Raw genomic sequence first — 16814 nt, 5'->3', positions numbered from 1 at the left:
GAAATTTCGTGTGCGCACGCAGCTTGTCATCCATACTGCCGACAGCGCAGAAAGAACATCAAACATACTAGGAAGATGGTATGAAACAAATTTTTGCGGTGGTACTCACCTATAATCGAAAGGATTTGCTTAATAGGTGCCTACAGGCGGTATATAGCCAGACTCGGGCATGCGACGGCGTAATCGTGATTGATAACGCCAGCACCGACGGCACCGAACAGATGCTCAGAGAACTCGACTTTCCCGATCTCGAAGTACATGTTTTATCGAACAATATTGGCGCCTCAGGCGGCTTTAACGCCGGCTTCCGGCTCGCCTATCAGAAAGGCGCAGACTACGTCTGGATGATGGATGACGACGTAATCCCGAGCCCCGACGCCCTTGAACGCCTGCAGGAAGCCGACCAATTGCTGGAGGAAAACGCGCTGGAGCGCGCTTTTCTGCTCTCCACTGCATATACCGAAGGTGGGCTGATCACCAACGCACCCTCAATGGATCAGCGCCGCAACCGTATCGATTATGAAAATTGGCCGCTTACCCTTGAACACGGCATCGCGCCAGTGCGTCGAGCCACCTTTGTCTCTATTCTGGTGCCGCGGAGCACCTTGGCCGACTATGGATTGCCATTGGCACCGATGTTTATCTGGGGTGAAGATACCGAATACACTTTGCGCATTACCAAAAAAGCTCCCGGCTTTATTGTCGGCAACAGTAAAGTGCTTCACTTGAGGCAGGAAAACGGCGCAATCAGCATACTTGCCGAACAAAACCCAAACCGCCTTAAATATCATCGACATTACGTGCGTAACGAAGTGTATGTAGCGAGAAAGTATTATCGTCCGCGCCGCTTGATCATGACAGTCTTTCATCAGATCAAACTTATTGCGCAATTGCTCGGCATGAAAGAATTTATCAAGGCCAGGATCGTGTTCCAGGGGCTGCTCGAAAGCAGTCAGTTCTCTCCCACGATAGAGGGAGTAGACGAGCCCATCGCCAACCTTGGGATAACCGTACGCAGCTTCCTGGTTGATACTCCGCAACCTCTGCCTTCGGCTACCCCTGCTGTCAACGTTCCCCGAGCCGAGCCGGTCACTGAAGACAGAATCTCAGAACAGTTTCTCAGAGCGGCCTTCGATTAACGGCCAGGCTGCATCCTTGTCCGAGATGGTGGTTACCGTTTCGGGCCAGGTGATGCCGAGTCGTTCGTCGTTATAACGCAGTCCGCGCTCAGCCTGCGGCGTGTAAGGCGCTGAAACCAGATAGCTCACCTCGACATCATCCGCCAATGTCTGGAACGAATGGGCAAAGCCTGGCGGCACATATAACTGGTGGCGATTCTGATCGTTGAGTTCGAATATCTGATGCTTCAGATAACTTGGCGAGTCTTCCCGCAGGTCAACGATCACGTCAACAATGGCACCACGCAGGCAGCGCACCAATTTGGCTTCGGCGTAGGGCTCAATCTGATAGTGCATACCCCGCAACGTCCCGCGGTGGGCGGAAACTGAGGTGTTCTGCTGCACATACTCGGCGATCAGGCCATGCTTGGCGAACTCTTCACGGCACATCGTACGCGCAAAAAAACCGCGCTCGTCACCGCGCGGTTCCAGTTCGATCAGCCAGGCATCCTTTAACGTCGTTTCATGAAAGATCATTTGCTGCTCCTTGAGGGGAATTGTCGTCTGATCGCGAGACCATCCTGAGGGTCCAGCCGCAATGCGTCGGCGACGGTGCCTGAAGGCTGACCCTGCGCCGACGTCGCAATCAGGCGAACATCTGTTCCTGCTCTGCGTACAGGCGGTCCACGAGGCGCCCAGCAGGCACGTCGACGTCATCAAAGGTCAACGGCGTGTCCTTCTTCACCGCCCGCTTAAGCGTACAACCTAGTGCCAAGCCCACCGGCAGCAGACGATCGCTACGAATCGGTTCAATATTGTCGGCAACGCCATAGACTTCGTATCCGCCGAAATCACCGATGACTTCGCCCTCCTGCAGATCCTTCTTCGCCACGGCAATCACGCCGACCACTGGGCCCGCCTTTGGCGTCAGCACAGGATCATCGAACAACACCGCGCGGGCTACCGAGTTGGGAACCTCGAAATGGCAGAGATGATAAGGCGTATAAAAACAGTAGAAGGGACCCTTGCCCAGCTTGTACAGCTCCAGATAATGCCGCTGCCGAGGATTATCCAGCGTACCGAGGACAAACACCCCTGGACCAGGACGTGCCCCAACCACGTAATCGACCAGACCAGGGCCAGCTGCATCCAGATGCGGCTCGAAGGCAGACACTGTGTCCTCGATCGGAACCAGCGGGGCACCCGGGTCGCCGCCGGAAAAGTCCGGCCCAAGCATGCCGCGACGCGCGACACGCATGCCGGTGCCGTTGGCGACAATGGCCTGCTCGAAGGAGATCTTCGTGCCGTCAGCGAAGGAAGCAACCATTGCCGGCTTTTGTCCCCAGCGTTTGGCGAAACTTTCCTGGGTGGTGGGATTGCGGTAGGGGTCGTGCAGCCCTTTGATGTTGCCGCACAGAACCGGCTTTACGCCCAGACCCGCGACGAAGCGGTACAGGTTCATCTGCACCCCAGGCTGATCGCCATCGGAAAAGGTGTAGACCACCCCTGCCGCGTCAGCCTTGGCTTTCAAGATCGGACCGATAGTGCCGTCAAGCTCCGCATTCATCTGTATCACGTGCTTGCCGGCTTCCAGCGCAGCCAACACGGCCCGGGCGGCAAATTCAATCGAGCCCGTCACTTCAATGATTGCGTCCAGCCCTTCGGCACGGGCGAGTGCCTCGGCATCCTCGGTGACCGCAGGGCGACCTGCCTTGATCGCGTCCTCCAGTGCGGCCTGCGAGTCGCACCGGCTAGGCTGAACACCGACCTGATCGAATAGCGCCACTGCTGCGGCAATATTGCGGTTGGCTACCGCACATAAGGTCATGCCCTGGGTTGCAGTCATGATCTGCAGAGCGATGCCGCTCGCCTGAAATCCTGCGCCGATCATGCCCACGCGGATCGGCCGTCCCTCGGCCTGGCGCCGGGCCAGCGCCGTATCAACAATAATCATCACACATCTCCGACAGGCGTAAGTTGGACTTCGCGTTCAGTCTTTCCAGAGCTTCCATGGCGCACCACGCGCCCAGGCTTCTTCCAGCACGACCTTGTCGCGCAGCGAGTCCATGCTCTGCCAGTAGCCCTTGTGTGCAAAGCTACCCAGCATGCGGCGCTCGACCAGACGATCCATGGGCTCGTTTTCCCAGACAGTCTGATCATCATCGATCAGATCGAATACTTCTGGCTCGCAGACGAAGAATCCGCCGTTGATCAGGCCACCATCGGCGGCGCCTTTTTCACGGAAGGCGTCGACATGACTGAGATTGTCAGACAGACGCAGGGCACCATAACGCCCTGGCTGAGTGACCGCCGTCAGCGTGCACCAGCAACCCGAGGCCTTGTGCGACTCGACCAGCGCCGTGATATTCACGTCGCTGACGCCGTCGCCATACGTCAGACAGAAAGGGCCATCCATGAGGTACTTCTGCGCGCGCTTGAGACGGCCACCGGTCATGGTATCGCCGCCGGTATCGAGTACGGTGATCTTCCAGTTTTCGGGCGACTCGTCATGCCATTCGACAGCTCCGGTCGCCAGATCGATGGTGTAATCGGAACGCGTGCCACGGTAATTCAGAAAGTAATTACGGATGTAATCGACTTTGTAGCCACCCAACACGATGAATTCATTGAAGCCGTGGTGGGCGTACATTTTCATGATGTGCCAGATGATAGGCTTGCCGCCCACCTCAACCATTGGCTTCGGACGGACTGACGTCTCTTCACTAAGACGGGTACCAAAACCGCCGGCAAATATAACTACCTTCATTTTTCACCTCTCCATAGGCAGGTAACTAGCCCGCGCGACGGGCTCACGTTGAGTTTCACGCGGGTAACCATGTCAGATCCTCTGACAAACGACCCTGTGCGATGTGACCCTGAAGAACATGCAGCCGCATCAGCGGCGAAGCCCGAAAATCAGGGTCGTTGAATTTCATGCGCTGCAGCCCTTCAATCAGTTGGCCGATCGAATCGGAGAGCGTCATTAGTGGCTGATGGTTGGGGGCGAGCTTGGCGAACAGACTGAAGTCCACCTTGTAGGACCGGCTGTCTACCGGCGCGTCGGTGTTGATGCTTACCGAGGTGCCAGGGACTGCTTCAGCGACTGCCGCTGCCAGATCGCGGACCTGGTGGTTACGCTCATCAGACCCCGCGTTGACGCGCAGGAATCGCCCTCCGTTGCTTGCCGGGCGCTGAGTTGCCCAGTCAATCGCGCGGGCCATATCCGCCACATCGATCAGCGGACGCCATGGGGAACCGTCGCTCAGCACGGTGATACGGCCTTCACTGAGCGCGCAGGCAACAAAATCGTTCAGCACAAGATCCAGGCGAAGTCGATCGGACATACCGCACGCGGTGGCGAACCGCAGGCACGTGATGACCATGTCACCCTCAATGCCGGCCAGTTCTTCCTCAGCGCCGATTTTCGATTTGGCATAAGCGGTCATGGGTGCGACCGGGTCGGTCTCGCACCTTGGCGCACCGTGGGCGACGCCATACACACTGCAACTGGAAGCGAACACAAAGTTGCTAACACCGGCCTTGGCCGCCAGCTTTGCAATGGACACGGTGGCTTTCTGGTTGATCGCTTCTGTCACATCAGCGAAACGGTTGCCCATTGGGTCATTCGACACGGCGGCGAGCTCTACTACTGCGGTATAGCCTTCCAGCATGGACGCCGAGATCGTCCGCACATCGCCGTAAAACTGACGCTCAAGATAGCGTTCTGGTGCAGCTGTGGCGCCAGTCAGGCAATGACTGAAATAAGCGTTATCAAAGCCGTGGATTACAGCGTCAGGATGGCGCAGTGCCAGCTCTTTAACGACCAGAGGACCGACATATCCGAGGTTACCAAGTACGAGAATTTTCATAAGGGCCTTCCCTGCGCCAAGTGAGGCTGTTTGCGGGTTGTAGCGAGTAAACGATTGTTTTAACTGGTCCTATGATACGTAGGCCACCTGAAAGTTCATTTCTCCACGACAAGAAATGTGACATCAATCCGCTACCCCCTCACAAAACGCGCGGAAACATTTTGTAAATTAATAACTTACTCAACGCCGCTCGTCGCGCTTGGCGACGAGCGGCAGCTCGGGGCGGAAATCGTAGGAGAAGGGACCAGCGGTCAGAGATGATCGCGCCAGCCCAGCAGGGTCATTGTGACGTGGCGCGAACGGCGGGGAAGGTGGTCAGGCTTTTAGAAAATCAGCATGAAAAAGCCGATTACCACTGCGAGTCCAATCAAGAAAATGATACCGGCCGTGCTAGCAAGAAACTTGAGCATAGATACTCCTGATTTTAAGGCTGTCATTTTTCGACTGACAACCGGCTACGTAGTTCAGCCCGGTCTGTCTGCGACCTTGCCCTGGCTTGGGTTCGCCGCGAAGCGCTTCAATAGCTACCACCAGGTTTCCTTTTGCCGTAAAGGCTTTAATATGGCGCGGCTTTTCTACCCCATTTATCCGGAGTAATTTTGATGCGCAAAGGAATCAAGGCCGCTGTTGTAGGCAGTCTCGCTGTTGTCAGCGGCCTCGCTGCCGCTTCTCCCCTGCAATGGCAAGACAACAGCCTGACGTACCTCTACGGCAGCGACTTCGAAATCGATCCAAAAACCCAGCAGACCTTTACGCTTGAGCATGCCAGCGGCTGGAGCGCCGGCGATCTGTTCATGTTTATCGACAGCATCCATTACAACGGCCGCAAGGACGCTTTCGGGAACAACAGCACCTATTACGGCGAAATCGCCCCACGCCTGTCACTCGGAAAACTGAGTGGTCAGCCAATCAGCTTTGGGCCAATAAAGGACGTATTGCTGGCCGGCACCTATGAGTTTGGCCGCGGTGATATCAAGAACTACCTGCTCGGTCCAGCAGTGGATCTGGAGCTACCGGGCTTTGACTACTTTCAGCTCAACACCTACTACCGACACGCTGACACGCCTGACGGCAACCGCGGCAGCTGGCAGATCACGCCAGTCTGGGGCATAACCCTGCCTGCTGGCGGATCGGACATCCTGATTGATGGCTTTATTGACTGGATCGTGGATAACGATGGCGATGGCCATCACGCCAACTTCCATTTCAACCCCCAGATCAAATACGACCTGGGCAAGGCCCTGGGGTGGAGTGCCAAGCAGCTCTACACCGGTATCGAGTACAGCTACTGGAAAGATAAATACGGCCTGGAGAACAGCAGCAGCTTCGATACCAACCAGAATGTGACCAATCTGCTGGTGAAAGCGCACTTCTGATCGCCTGCGTTATCGGACCGGTGCCTGCCAGGGCATCGGTCGCTTGCATCCGTTGCGCTCGCTCCTATATCGCTGTCCTGCTCATCCCACCTCTGGTCGATACCCTAATCTGATCCCGCCCCAATGCCTCCCGCGAATACGGATGGGCACCGACAGGTCGTGCATTATCTCGCCGGTGTCGCGCTTATAGGTCTGAAGCAACAAGGCTTTCTCGTGGCTGCCACAACGTGATCCGGTGCGATCATTGAATAAGCGCTTGGTCCTGCAGTACTGGGTATCGTGCTGCAGATTGCCATTCGGGCGGGCGCTGAAAGCGCTATTGTGGGTCGGCACGTAGCCGGCGATGGTTGTCGCGATGGCATATACCAGTGCCGTATTTTCCCGCAGCAGCAACTCCTGAATGGTAGGCAGTACCTGATCGGTGTACGCATCGAACTCGCTGTTGTACTGCTGCGGCTGTGTACCTACGATCGGCTTGAGGGTGGCATTGAATAACCGATCCAGGGATATCGCGCCACTTTGGATATCCGCCTCAAAGCGCTCTTCTATCGCCTTGGCCGCTGTCTGTGCGGCGTCGAAGCAGCGCTGGTGGTAGGGGTCCAGCGCGACGTCGGCCAGTATTTCGCTGACCTGCTCGGCGATCTCCACCAGATGGTTGGCTTCACTGCCGAGCAGGCGCGTCTGCTCATCACTGTCGGCCAGATCAGATCTGACCTGCTCGACCGCAGTAGACAGGCTATCCAGCTGGTCTCGATTGGCGGCGCTGCTGTGTGCGATAAACGCCGTGGCCTGCTTGACCGCATCACCTTGCTGGTTAATTCCCGCCAACTGATCGTCGGCCCGCTCAATCAATTTCACACCCGCCTGAATCTGGCTCGCCAGGTCATTGATGCTGATGGTGACCCGTTCGGCCTGCTGGTGCATCTCGTCGATGATGGTAGACACTTCTGAGGTGGACTGGCTGGTTCGGCTAGCCAGCGCACGCACCTCGTCTGCGACCACCGCGAAACCCCGTCCCATCTCGCCTGCGCGGGCCGCTTCAATCGCGGCATTGAGCGCCAACAGGTTGGTCTGATTGGCAATGCCCTCAATCACCTGCGTGACTTGAACAATCTTGGCAGCGCGTTCGTTCAACTGCCCGAGCCTTTGCAGGCTGTCGTCTGCCTTGTTCGCCAGTTGCTGCATCAACGCGATAGTGTCGTCCAGCGCCTGCTTGCCCGAGGCACTGCTGGCCAGCGCAGCTTCAGCGGCATGATCAGCGTCACCAGCATGGCTTGCAGTTCGTTCAACCTGTTGTGCTATGGCTCCCGCGTTGCTGGCGGCCTGGGTAGTTGCAGCAAGTTGCGATGAAATGCGCTCAGCCAACTGCTCAACCGAGTAAGACACCTCAGCGGCGGCAATGGCGTTACGGCAGGTGGACTGAGACAGTTTTCTGGCCAGTTCTTCAAGGCTGCTGGCACTTTCCACAGTGATGCTGGCGCCAGCGCGCAGCTGTGTGAGCCACGGTAGCGCTGACAGTGGAACGGCGAACCAGAGTGTCGCGGGGCCCAGATAGAACGCGCCGGCAATGAGGATCGCCAACTGGGCGATCAAACAAAGCTTCTTATTATTAGAACCTTTCAGCATGGCGCTCTCCCTGGCCAACACATCATGGTGAGACTGTAACTTAGCGCCAATAGCACATCGCAATCAATCCCAGTTTAAAGGCTGAGTATGCTGGGTGCTCATCCGGCCGGACATGCGTCTTTGGTAGTACGTTTCATCAGGTGTGCAGGCAGAGGGAGAGCAGCGAGCGGCAAATGAGATGGGGCGGAAAAATGAAGCGGATATTCAAAAGCTAGATAGAGGTGGTTCTGTCCGTGCTTCCAACAGAACCGGGGGCCACCGCAAGCAAAGCCTTGGTGATCGCGGCGGCTAGCGCATTCTCGCCAAAGGGTTTGGCCAGACGCGGGATCGCTTTGGGGATCTTCCCGCGACGCGGCAATTCCGCGTAGCCCGTAGCTAACACTATCGGCAATTCCGGGCGCTCGGCCCGAACGATCTCGGCCAGCTGCAAACCGGTCATGACCGGCATTGCATGATCAGTAATAATCAGATCCACGCTGCGCTCGCGCAGGAGCTTCAGCGCCTGGGGACCGGAACTGGCCTCGAGCACGTTGTGGCCCAGCTCCCCGAGCATCGCTGTCGTATTGGTGAGGACCAGCGGATCATCATCCACCGCCAGGATATCCAGCGGCCCACTGAATTCTGCCACAGTCTCCGGATCCAGAGTCTGAGTCGGCTCGGGCTCGCCAATGGCAACTGGCAGCCACACCGCGACCGTGGTGCCCCTGCCCTTTTCGCTCTCGACCACCAGCCTGCCGCCCAGTTGGCCAGCCATGCCATGCACCATGGACAGCCCCAGACCGGTACCCTTGCCCACGCCCTTGGTGGTAAAAAACGGCTCGGTGACCCGCGCCAATGTTGTCTCATCCATGCCCTCGCCGGTGTCGGTCACTTCAAGTCGAACGTACTCCCCGGGCTCCAGCTCACCTGTCTCGCCACCGCGGTAGTACTCGACGTTGGCAGAAATGGCGATGGTCCCACCGTCCGGCATGGCGTCGCGCGCGTTAACCACGAGATTGAGCAGACTGGTTTCGAGATGATGGGCATCCGCTTTGACTGCGGGTAGCGCGGAGGCAAATCGCGTCTCTATGGAAAACGAAGGCCCGATCGAACTGGTCAGCAGACGAGACATACCGCCTACCAGCTCGGGTACCGAGACGGCCTCAATGTGCAGCTCCTGTTTGCGGGCGAAGGCGAGCATACGTTGCGTCAGGGTCGCGCCGCGTTTCGCGCCTTCTATTGCGTTATCAATGAAATGCATCACCCGCGTATCAGCTGGAATCCGCTTGCGCGCCATTTCGAGGCTCATCAGCACCACGGTCAGAAGGTTATTAAAATCGTGGGCGATACCCCCGGTTAACTGGCCTACCGCTTCCATCTTCTGCGCCTGGAACAGCGCTCCACGGGCTTGCTCGAGTTCCTTTTCCCGCTCAACGCGTTCAGTGATATCCCGGGTGACCTTGGCAAAGCCAGTCAGTGTGCCATCAGGATCATAGATCGCATCGATGATCACATGGGCCACGAACCGGCTGCCGTCCTTGCGCATTCGCCAGCCTTCACTCTCAAAGCGGCCAACACGCGCGGCAGTTTCCAGACTGGCTGCGGGCATACCAGCGGCGCGATCCTCGGGTGTGTAGAAACGAGAGAAATGCTCACCGACTATCTCCTCGCGCTTATAGCCCTTGATATGCTCGGCGCCAGCATTCCAGTTGCTGACCAGGCCATCCGCGCTGAGCAGGTAAATCGCGTAGTCGGTCACCCCTTCAATCAGCAGTCGGAACTGCTGCTCACTTTCGCGCAGCGCCTCTTCGGCCAGCTTTCGTTCGGTAAGATCACGCGTGACCTTGGCGTACCCTAATATCCCGCCTGCGGAATCTCTGATTGGATCAATGATGACGTGTGCCCAGAAACGCGTGCCGTCCTTACGGATGCGCCACCCTTCTGTTTCGAAGCGTCCTTCGCGAGCGGCCGTGTCGAGACCGAGTTGCGGTCGTCCAGCGCGCTGATCACTCTCGGAATAAAAACGTGAGAAATGACACCCCATGATTTCGTCAGCGGTGTAACCCTTGAAGCGCTCAGCTCCAGGGTTCCAGCTGGAAACGATGCCATCTGGGTCCAACATGTAAATGGCGTAATCCGTTACCGCATCGATAAGCAAACGGTATCGCTGTTCATCGCCCAGTGACGCTTCCAGCCGCTCAACCTTATCCATTGCGTTCCCTTTTACGAACTCTATCCGTTAGTCATTTTATGATACAGATTGAAAGATTGTATACCGAACCAAAGCCGCAAGAATGCCGACATGCCAGCTTCACTACAGCGGTTCAGAAAAATACGCAGGGCGCGTCATTACTGGGCGGGCGATCCTGGCGACACGGATCGGGAACTCAAGAACATCAACCAACAACGATTCCAGCGAGGTGCGATTGTAGCAACTAATATTGTCGCGCTGGTTCCGGAATACGGGACGCTAACACTGGGGTTCCGGTACGGAATACGCCGCGCGGGACGGCTTATCCACCTGTTCGCTTGTCAATCAGACTGACTGTGTGACGCCCAGTTCAACTCCCGATCTATTTGATCCCAAGTCGCTTGCGCATGTCAGCGGTAATCGTCTGTTTCGTCTTCGCATAGTCCGCCCAGGGGTCCGCATCCAGCTCGCCCAGCCGCTCGTGCAGGTTATGGATAGTCCATAGGTTGGCGCCCTTGAGCTCACTGAGTTCATCGCGGTAGATCGGTACAGATACTGGCATGCCTTCCCGCGTGCGAGCGGCATAGGCGCAGATGGTGGTCGCGCCCTGACTGTTACGCAGATAATCAATAAAGATTCGCCCGATGCGATTCTTCGGGCCGGATACCGCCGAGAACCGATCAGGCAGCAGCTTGGCCATATGTTTGACGATGGCATGGCTAAAGGCTTTGACCTGCGCCCAATCGTCCTTCGGCTTCAATGGCACTACCAGGTGAATACCCTTGCCACCGCTGGTTTTGAGGAAGGCCGTCAGCCCCAACTCATCGAGTACCGTTAACGTGAGTTGGGTCGCCTCGATCATGGCTTTCCAGGGCAGCGCTGGATCGGGATCAAGGTCGAGAATGAAGCGGTCTGGCCGTTCAAGATCGGCCGATGTCGCATTCCAGGTATGGAATTCGATGGTGCTCATCTGCACCGCCCCGACCAGCGCTTCCACGCTGTTGATCATCATCACCGGTTGCCCGGAATATTCCTTGTCCATGGTTTGCAGGTCAGGGATCGACAACCGGTCCGGATTTTTCTGGAAAAACAGCTCGCCGGACAAGCCGTCCGGCGCGCGCACCAGCGCCACAGGCCGATTGGCCAGCTGCGGCAGAATCCAGTCCGCCGTGCGGGCGTAGTACTCAGCCAGCTGTCCCTTGGTTGTGCCGCTCGACGCATCAATCACGCGCTTGGGATGGGTAATGCGGAATTTGCCGCTGGCCGAGGATTTGCCGCTTTTAGCCGGCGCCGGCTTTTCCCTGGTTCCGGCCTTTGCCTTGGGGCCGGGCTTGTCCGCCGCGCTCTTCTCCGCCTTAGCCGGCAGTTCGCGGGTGATGTCCTCGGCCGGCTTGTCGCTGCGCAGCCCGTGGAACACCGCATGCCGCACACTGCCGTCCTTGGTCATTTCAGCGTAGGCGACTTCGGCCAGCAGTTGTGGTTTCAGCCAATGCACACCGCGGGCATCGGCGCCGGTTGGCGGGTTCACCACTGCCGTTTTCTTCACTTCCAGCGGTTTGAGTGCTTCGTGCACCCGGCGCAGGGTTGCTTCATTGAAACCGGTACCCACCTTACCGGCGTAACGCAGCTCACCGCTGTCTTCGTCATGCAAGCCGAGGAGCAACGCACCAAAGGCACTGCGGCTGCCCTTGGGATCGGTGAAACCGACAATCACGAACTCCTGACGATGACTGCATTTGAGCTTGATCCAGTCGTTGCTGCGTCGCGACACATAATGGCTGCCGGTACGCTTACCGATCAGCCCCTCCATCTTCATCTGGCAGGCGCTATTGAGCATCGCCTCGGGCGATTCCTCGAAGTCTTCAGAAAATCGCAGCATGTCATCTTCACTGCGCTCCAGCACCTGAGCCAATGCCGCGCGGCGCTCTTCAAGCGGTACCTTGCGCAGATCCATACCGTTGAGATAGGGCATGTCGAACAGGTAATAGACGATGGCGCCGCTCTTGTTGGTCTCGAACGCATTCTGCAGGGCCTGGAAATCCGGCAGGCCCTCCTCATTGGCAACAATGACTTCGCCGTCCAGCCAGGCCGATTCCAGCCCGAGTGCAGCCAAAGCCTCGGCCTGACGCGGCATCTTGCGCGTCCAGTCGTGGCCATTGCGGGTGAACAGGCGCACGTCGCCGTCGGCGATACGCGCCATGATGCGGTAACCATCGAATTTGAGTTCATAGCGCCAGTCGCCCTCCGGCACGCTGTCAACCAGAGTAGCCAGCTCGGGCTTCAGCGTGTCGGGCAGTGCTGTCTTTTTCGCCCCGTCAAGCTGGGCCGACGACTGCGTGCGCGCTGTCCTGGCTGGCTGCTTTTCCACCGGCCGAGGCTCCGCAGCCTTGCCGCCGCGTTTTTTTGGCGCATTTTTCGGGACAGTTTTTGGGACAATGGTGCGGTCACTGAGCACGCTGTGAGGCTGATCTTCAGCAATGTCGTACTCGGCTGCTGGGCGCGCCGCCGCATCCCTGGATTTGATCAGGAACCACTGTTCCTTCTTGCCATCCATGTTGGTACGCACCAGATTCCAGCTGCCGGCAAGCTTCTCGCCCTGCAGCTCAAACTTGAGTTTGCCCTTCTCATAACCCTCGCGTGGATCGCCCTCGGGAATCCACACGCCGCGATCCCAGACAATCACATCACCGGCGCCGTAGTGTCCCTGGGGAATGCTGCCTTCGAAGGTGGCGTAGTCCAGCGGGTGATCCTCAACATGCACGGCCAGACGGCGCGATGTCGGGTCCAGGCTTGGCCCCTTAGGCACGGCCCAGCTTTTCAGCGTACCGTCCAGCTCCAGGCGGAAGTCGTAATGCAGGCGGGTCGCGTCGTGCTTCTGGATGCAGAACTGCAGCGCCTGTTTGGCCTTGCCACGCTTGCCCTGCCGCTTCGATTTACGCGCACCGGAGGGCTCGGGCGTTGCAGCAAAATCCCGTTTGCGGTTGTATTCCTCGAGTGCCTCGGTCATGAATACACCTTTGCTTCGCTCTTTCCAATAAAGAACAGCGCCGGTCTGGAAGGTTCAGTAGCGACCCCGGCTGCCCCAACCTGGAACCCTGAGAATGCCCGATCCGAACAGCTCCGATTTCCCCGTAAGCCGGTTTTATTCCTCACGCGGCTTGCGTCTGCATTATCTGGATTGGGGCAACTCCGATGCCCCGTTGCTGGTCCTTTTGCATGGTGGGCTGGAACATGCGCACGTCTGGGATCAGGTCGCGCAGCAGCTGCGCGAGCACTGGCACGTCGTGGCTCCGGATCTGCGCGGGCATGGCGACAGCGACTGGAGCAGCGGGTGCGCCTACTCCATCCCGGATTACCTGCCGGACATTGCTGCGCTCATGGAGGAACTGGGAAATCCGCCGACCACGCTGGTCGCACACTCCCTGGGTGGCAACATCGCCATTCATTACACCGCAGCCTTCCCGGAGCTGGTCGAGCGGCTCTGCGTGATTGAAGGGCTGGGATCATCGCCCAAGGTACGCGCCGAGCGGGATCTGACCCCGCGCCACGGCCAGCTGCGCGCCTGGGTAGAAAAGGTTCGGAAAATGGATACGCGAAAAACCAGCCGCTACGCCAGCATCGAGGCCGCAGCTGACCGGCTGATGAGCCACGATCCCCACGTCGAGCGCGCCACAGCGCTGCACATCTGTAGCCACGGGCTCACGCCAGCTGAAGACGGTCAACTGCGCTGGAAGTACGACGCCAGGATTCGCGGCGGAGGCGCAGCCGATGTCGCATCGCCTGAAGCCAATGATCTCTGGCAGGCCATCAACTGCCCGGTGCTATTGATATACGGCGAGGAAAGCTGGGCATCGAATCCAGAACAGGATGGACGCTTTCGGCACTTCCGTAATGCCAGCATCATCAGCATCAAGGGCGCCGGGCATAATGTGCACCATCATCGGCCTGCGGCATTTATGGAGTGTCTGAGGGAGTTCCTGGGGCAGCGGAATGTATGACTCCATGGGTGTGCGCTCTGTGGAGGGCCGGGTTCCATCCCGGCCATGGTCCTCGCCGGCTATACCGCTGGTCGAGATGGAACTCGACCCTCCATCGGACTGCACTCTCTGTTCAGAGCACACCGTGGTCGGTTTGAGACACCCCCTCTTTCCAGGCTACGCAGTTCAATGTGGGAGGCCCGACTCGGGGCGATCCCTCACCGCGTCTTGATAGCCCCCACCAACCGCTCACGCGGATCAGCCACATGAATGCCCAGCTCGCGGAAGCGCTCCAGAATGCGCCGGTTCATTTCGCGCTGTACGCCCCAACGGCCCTTGTCCACGCAGCGCATTTGTCCGGCCAGAGTCACCATCGCGCCGTCCACCGCATCGACACCCCAGACTTCCAGATCGGCAATGATCAGCTTCTCGAACGCCGGATCCTTCCTTAGCGCCGCACCAATCGCCTTGAGTTCGGCAAGCGCCTGATTGATGTCGGTGTCGTAGCGAACGCTGATGCGCATAGCGGCATTGCCCAGGCCACGGGTGGTGTTGTTCACCGTTGAGACTGAACTGAAGGGCACGATATGCAGCGAACCATCACCGGCACGCAGGCGCACCGTGCGGATCGAGAGGTTTTCCACCGTGCCCGACACGCCTGCGACCGTGACCCAGTCGCCGACCTGCATGGCGTTTTCCATCAGCAGGAAAATCCCGGTGATAAAGTCCTGGACCAGTTTCTGCGAGCCAAAGCCGACGGCCACGCCGATGATGCTCGCGCCTGCGAGCAGCGGCGTGGTGTTGATACCGATTTGACTAAGCGCTGTGAACCCGACCACCAGCACGATGAGGATCATCAGCCCAGAGCGCAGCATCGGCAATAAGGTGCGCAAGCGCGCGGCCCGCACCGTATCGCCCTGCTGCCGCCACAGGTGGATGCGCCTGTCGACGGCCGCATTAGTCGCCTGCCAGACAATAATGGCGAGCGTCACTGCCACCAGAATGGTCAGCGCGGCGGAGGCAAGGCTGCCGCCAATGGTGCCCGGTGCAAACCAGGCGATCGCGTTCAAACCCCAGGCTTGCAGCAGTGCCAGCAGTGTCCCGGCCACGATGACCATCACCAGCAACGAGCGCAGCAGCGGGTAGTAATCCTCGGCCAAACGGTGGCGCAGCCCGGAGGCCTGCTCCGCGTCGACCTCATCGCTGTCAACCAGTCGGCCCAGCCCGCCCAGAGCAAGAACTGCGATCAATCGCCCGAGCACGATGATCGCGCCTGATACGCCGACAAATTCGATCAATCGGGGAAAGCCGTCCTCGATATGCATCGTCCGGATCAGCCAGGAGCCCATGACCAACACACTCGCCAGATAGGGCCAGATCCGCGCCAGCCAGCGCCGCAGGATGGCCCAGGTACCAAGCCGGTCCGCAGGCCCGGCGACCAGCCCGCCAACAAGATGGCGAATCCGGAACACCAGAATCACCACCGCTATGTGCGCCAGCAGAGAAACACTTTTGATAATCAACAGCCGCGCAGACGGGCCGGTCCCGAGAATGTCCACGGCGTTGGCAATGGCGACGCCAAAGGTGGCCAGGATCACCAGTCCCCGCGCCCAGCGGTGCAAAAGCTGCGACGCGCCATCGCTGAGGCGGGCAATCCGCAGGCTGAAGCGTGTGGGCGAAGCCAGCAAACGCACTACTGCCATGGTGACGCGGGTGATGACGTAAGCCATGACGAATTCACTGGTCACTTCATGCGTGCGCGAGTCGAGCCCCGGCAAAAAATGCAGAGTCAAGGCAGCTATGCCGAAGAACAGGCCCAGAGGCAGGAGATCCAGCACGAAACTGGCGAGGGCAAACGGTAAATGGCGCAGCGCAGTGAGCTCCGGCTCGGCTTTACTGGTCTTGCCGGCGGCACCTGACCCGTCTGGCTGCAGTGACGGCTCAAGCGGTGGCGCCGGATCCGCACCGGAATTGACTACCCCAACGGAAACCGACTCGATCTGCTCCACGCCGTCGCGTTGTACCTGCACCAGCGCGGTGCCGTCCTGGATAGGTCGCAGCCCGGCGACCGCCTGGTCCACACGCTCTGAATCAGTGATCGGCGCGGCTGACCTGCGCGCCGCGGGCGGTCGTGCCTCTGCTTCATCGGCAGAATCGATGAGTCGTTGCGCGCCCCTGCGCAGCAGCCGGCGCAGCAACCATTCGAGGCATAGCCCAATGCCGAAGACGATGGCCAGATCGGTCAGCGCCTGTAACAACAGGGTCCGGCCGACCTCGCTGACGAAGGTCGCCTCGAACCAGGCAGGGAGTTCGGTAATGGCGTTGCCCAGGCGCGCTAGCTGCTCGGTCAGGCTATCGGCCCATTGCCCCACCTGCTCGAGCGTCCGGGCGATCAGGCCACCTTCTTCCAGCGGCACGATATTGGCGATCGGCGACTCTTCGTCCGCCGTCTCAGCCTCTGCATCGTCTTCACCGGTGGCCGCCTCAGCACCGGCGGCTATGCTCTCCAGCGTACGCACCACCTCCTCGCGCCGCGTTTCGTCCTGCAGCGTATCCAGTGCATGACGCGCCTCGGAGGCGGTTATCCCGCCGCCATCCTCCGACTGAGCCCAACCAGCGTTCGCCAGCAGCGCCAACATCAGCACACATAATCCGTTACGCATCGTTCTAACCATAAG

At 58.8% G+C, this 16814-nt stretch carries 12 protein-coding genes; 3 read left to right on the top strand and 9 right to left on the bottom strand.

The features are described 5' to 3' along the window. Positions 1–80: 80 nt before the first annotated feature. Complete coding sequence (locus tag FHK95_RS14225) at positions 81–1139, top strand: glycosyltransferase family 2 protein (protein WP_150305293.1); 1059 nt, start codon at positions 81–83, stop codon at positions 1137–1139. Here the strand turns inward: FHK95_RS14225 and rfbC are convergent. From rfbC to FHK95_RS20565, 5 genes are all read right to left on the bottom strand, one after another. Then, positions 1107–1655 carry a dTDP-4-dehydrorhamnose 3,5-epimerase gene (gene rfbC, locus FHK95_RS14220; RefSeq protein WP_150305292.1) on the bottom strand — a complete coding sequence of 183 codons (549 nt, stop codon included), beginning with the start codon at positions 1653–1655 and terminating at the stop codon, positions 1107–1109. The genes FHK95_RS14225 and rfbC overlap by 33 nt on opposite strands. Positions 1656–1764: 109 nt before the next feature. Beyond that, entirely contained in the window at positions 1765–3072 is a 1308-nt protein-coding gene (locus FHK95_RS14215; RefSeq protein WP_150305291.1) for an NAD(P)H-dependent oxidoreductase, read from the bottom strand. A 36-nt stretch (positions 3073–3108) separates the two neighbouring features. Next, the gene (rfbF, locus tag FHK95_RS14210) at positions 3109–3885 is read right to left on the bottom strand and encodes a glucose-1-phosphate cytidylyltransferase (RefSeq protein WP_150305290.1); all 777 of its coding nucleotides are present in this window, start codon (positions 3883–3885) and stop codon (positions 3109–3111) included. A 55-nt stretch (positions 3886–3940) separates the two neighbouring features. Further along, positions 3941–4987 carry an NAD-dependent epimerase/dehydratase family protein gene (locus FHK95_RS14205; RefSeq protein WP_150305289.1) on the bottom strand — a complete coding sequence of 349 codons (1047 nt, stop codon included), beginning with the start codon at positions 4985–4987 and terminating at the stop codon, positions 3941–3943. 323 nt (positions 4988–5310) lie between these two features. Then, positions 5311–5397: a small membrane protein YohP gene (locus FHK95_RS20565; RefSeq protein WP_449619077.1), complete on the bottom strand. Its 87-nt coding sequence runs from the start codon at positions 5395–5397 to the stop codon at positions 5311–5313. A 192-nt stretch (positions 5398–5589) separates the two neighbouring features. Here FHK95_RS20565 and FHK95_RS14200 point away from each other — a divergent pair, with 192 nt between their 5' ends. Continuing rightward, on the top strand, positions 5590–6363 hold the full coding sequence (locus FHK95_RS14200) for an outer membrane protein OmpK (protein WP_150305288.1): 774 nt from the start codon (positions 5590–5592) through the stop codon (positions 6361–6363). Between the two features lie 81 nt (positions 6364–6444). Here FHK95_RS14200 and FHK95_RS14195 read toward each other — a convergent pair whose 3' ends face one another. The 3 genes from FHK95_RS14195 to ligD all read right to left on the bottom strand — a co-directional run bounded on the left by FHK95_RS14195 (position 6445) and on the right by ligD (position 13166). Then, complete coding sequence (locus tag FHK95_RS14195) at positions 6445–7989, bottom strand: methyl-accepting chemotaxis protein (protein WP_150305287.1); 1545 nt, start codon at positions 7987–7989, stop codon at positions 6445–6447. A 211-nt stretch (positions 7990–8200) separates the two neighbouring features. Further along, positions 8201–10180, bottom strand: a complete 1980-nt coding sequence (locus FHK95_RS14190; protein ID WP_150305286.1) for a hybrid sensor histidine kinase/response regulator — start codon at positions 10178–10180, stop codon at positions 8201–8203. 361 nt (positions 10181–10541) lie between these two features. Beyond that, positions 10542–13166 (bottom strand): DNA ligase D, encoded by a 2625-nt coding sequence (gene ligD / locus FHK95_RS14185; RefSeq protein ID WP_150305285.1) that lies wholly within the window; start codon positions 13164–13166, stop codon positions 10542–10544. Positions 13167–13260: 94 nt separating this feature from the next. On the opposite strand from ligD, the gene FHK95_RS14180 reads away from it, so the two are divergent. Next, a complete protein-coding gene (locus FHK95_RS14180; RefSeq protein WP_150305284.1) occupies positions 13261–14157 on the top strand; it encodes an alpha/beta fold hydrolase in 897 nt (298 codons plus the stop codon). A gap of 197 nt (positions 14158–14354) precedes the next feature. Here FHK95_RS14180 and FHK95_RS14175 read toward each other — a convergent pair whose 3' ends face one another. Next, a complete protein-coding gene (locus FHK95_RS14175) occupies positions 14355–16811 on the bottom strand; it encodes a mechanosensitive ion channel family protein (protein ID WP_150305283.1) in 2457 nt (818 codons plus the stop codon). Positions 16812–16814: the final 3 nt, after the last annotated feature.

Source organism: Pseudomonas saliphila (assembly GCF_008638345.1).
Lineage (GTDB): Bacteria > Pseudomonadota > Gammaproteobacteria > Pseudomonadales > Pseudomonadaceae > Halopseudomonas > Halopseudomonas saliphila.
This window is presented reverse-complemented; position numbering and strand designations above follow the sequence as displayed.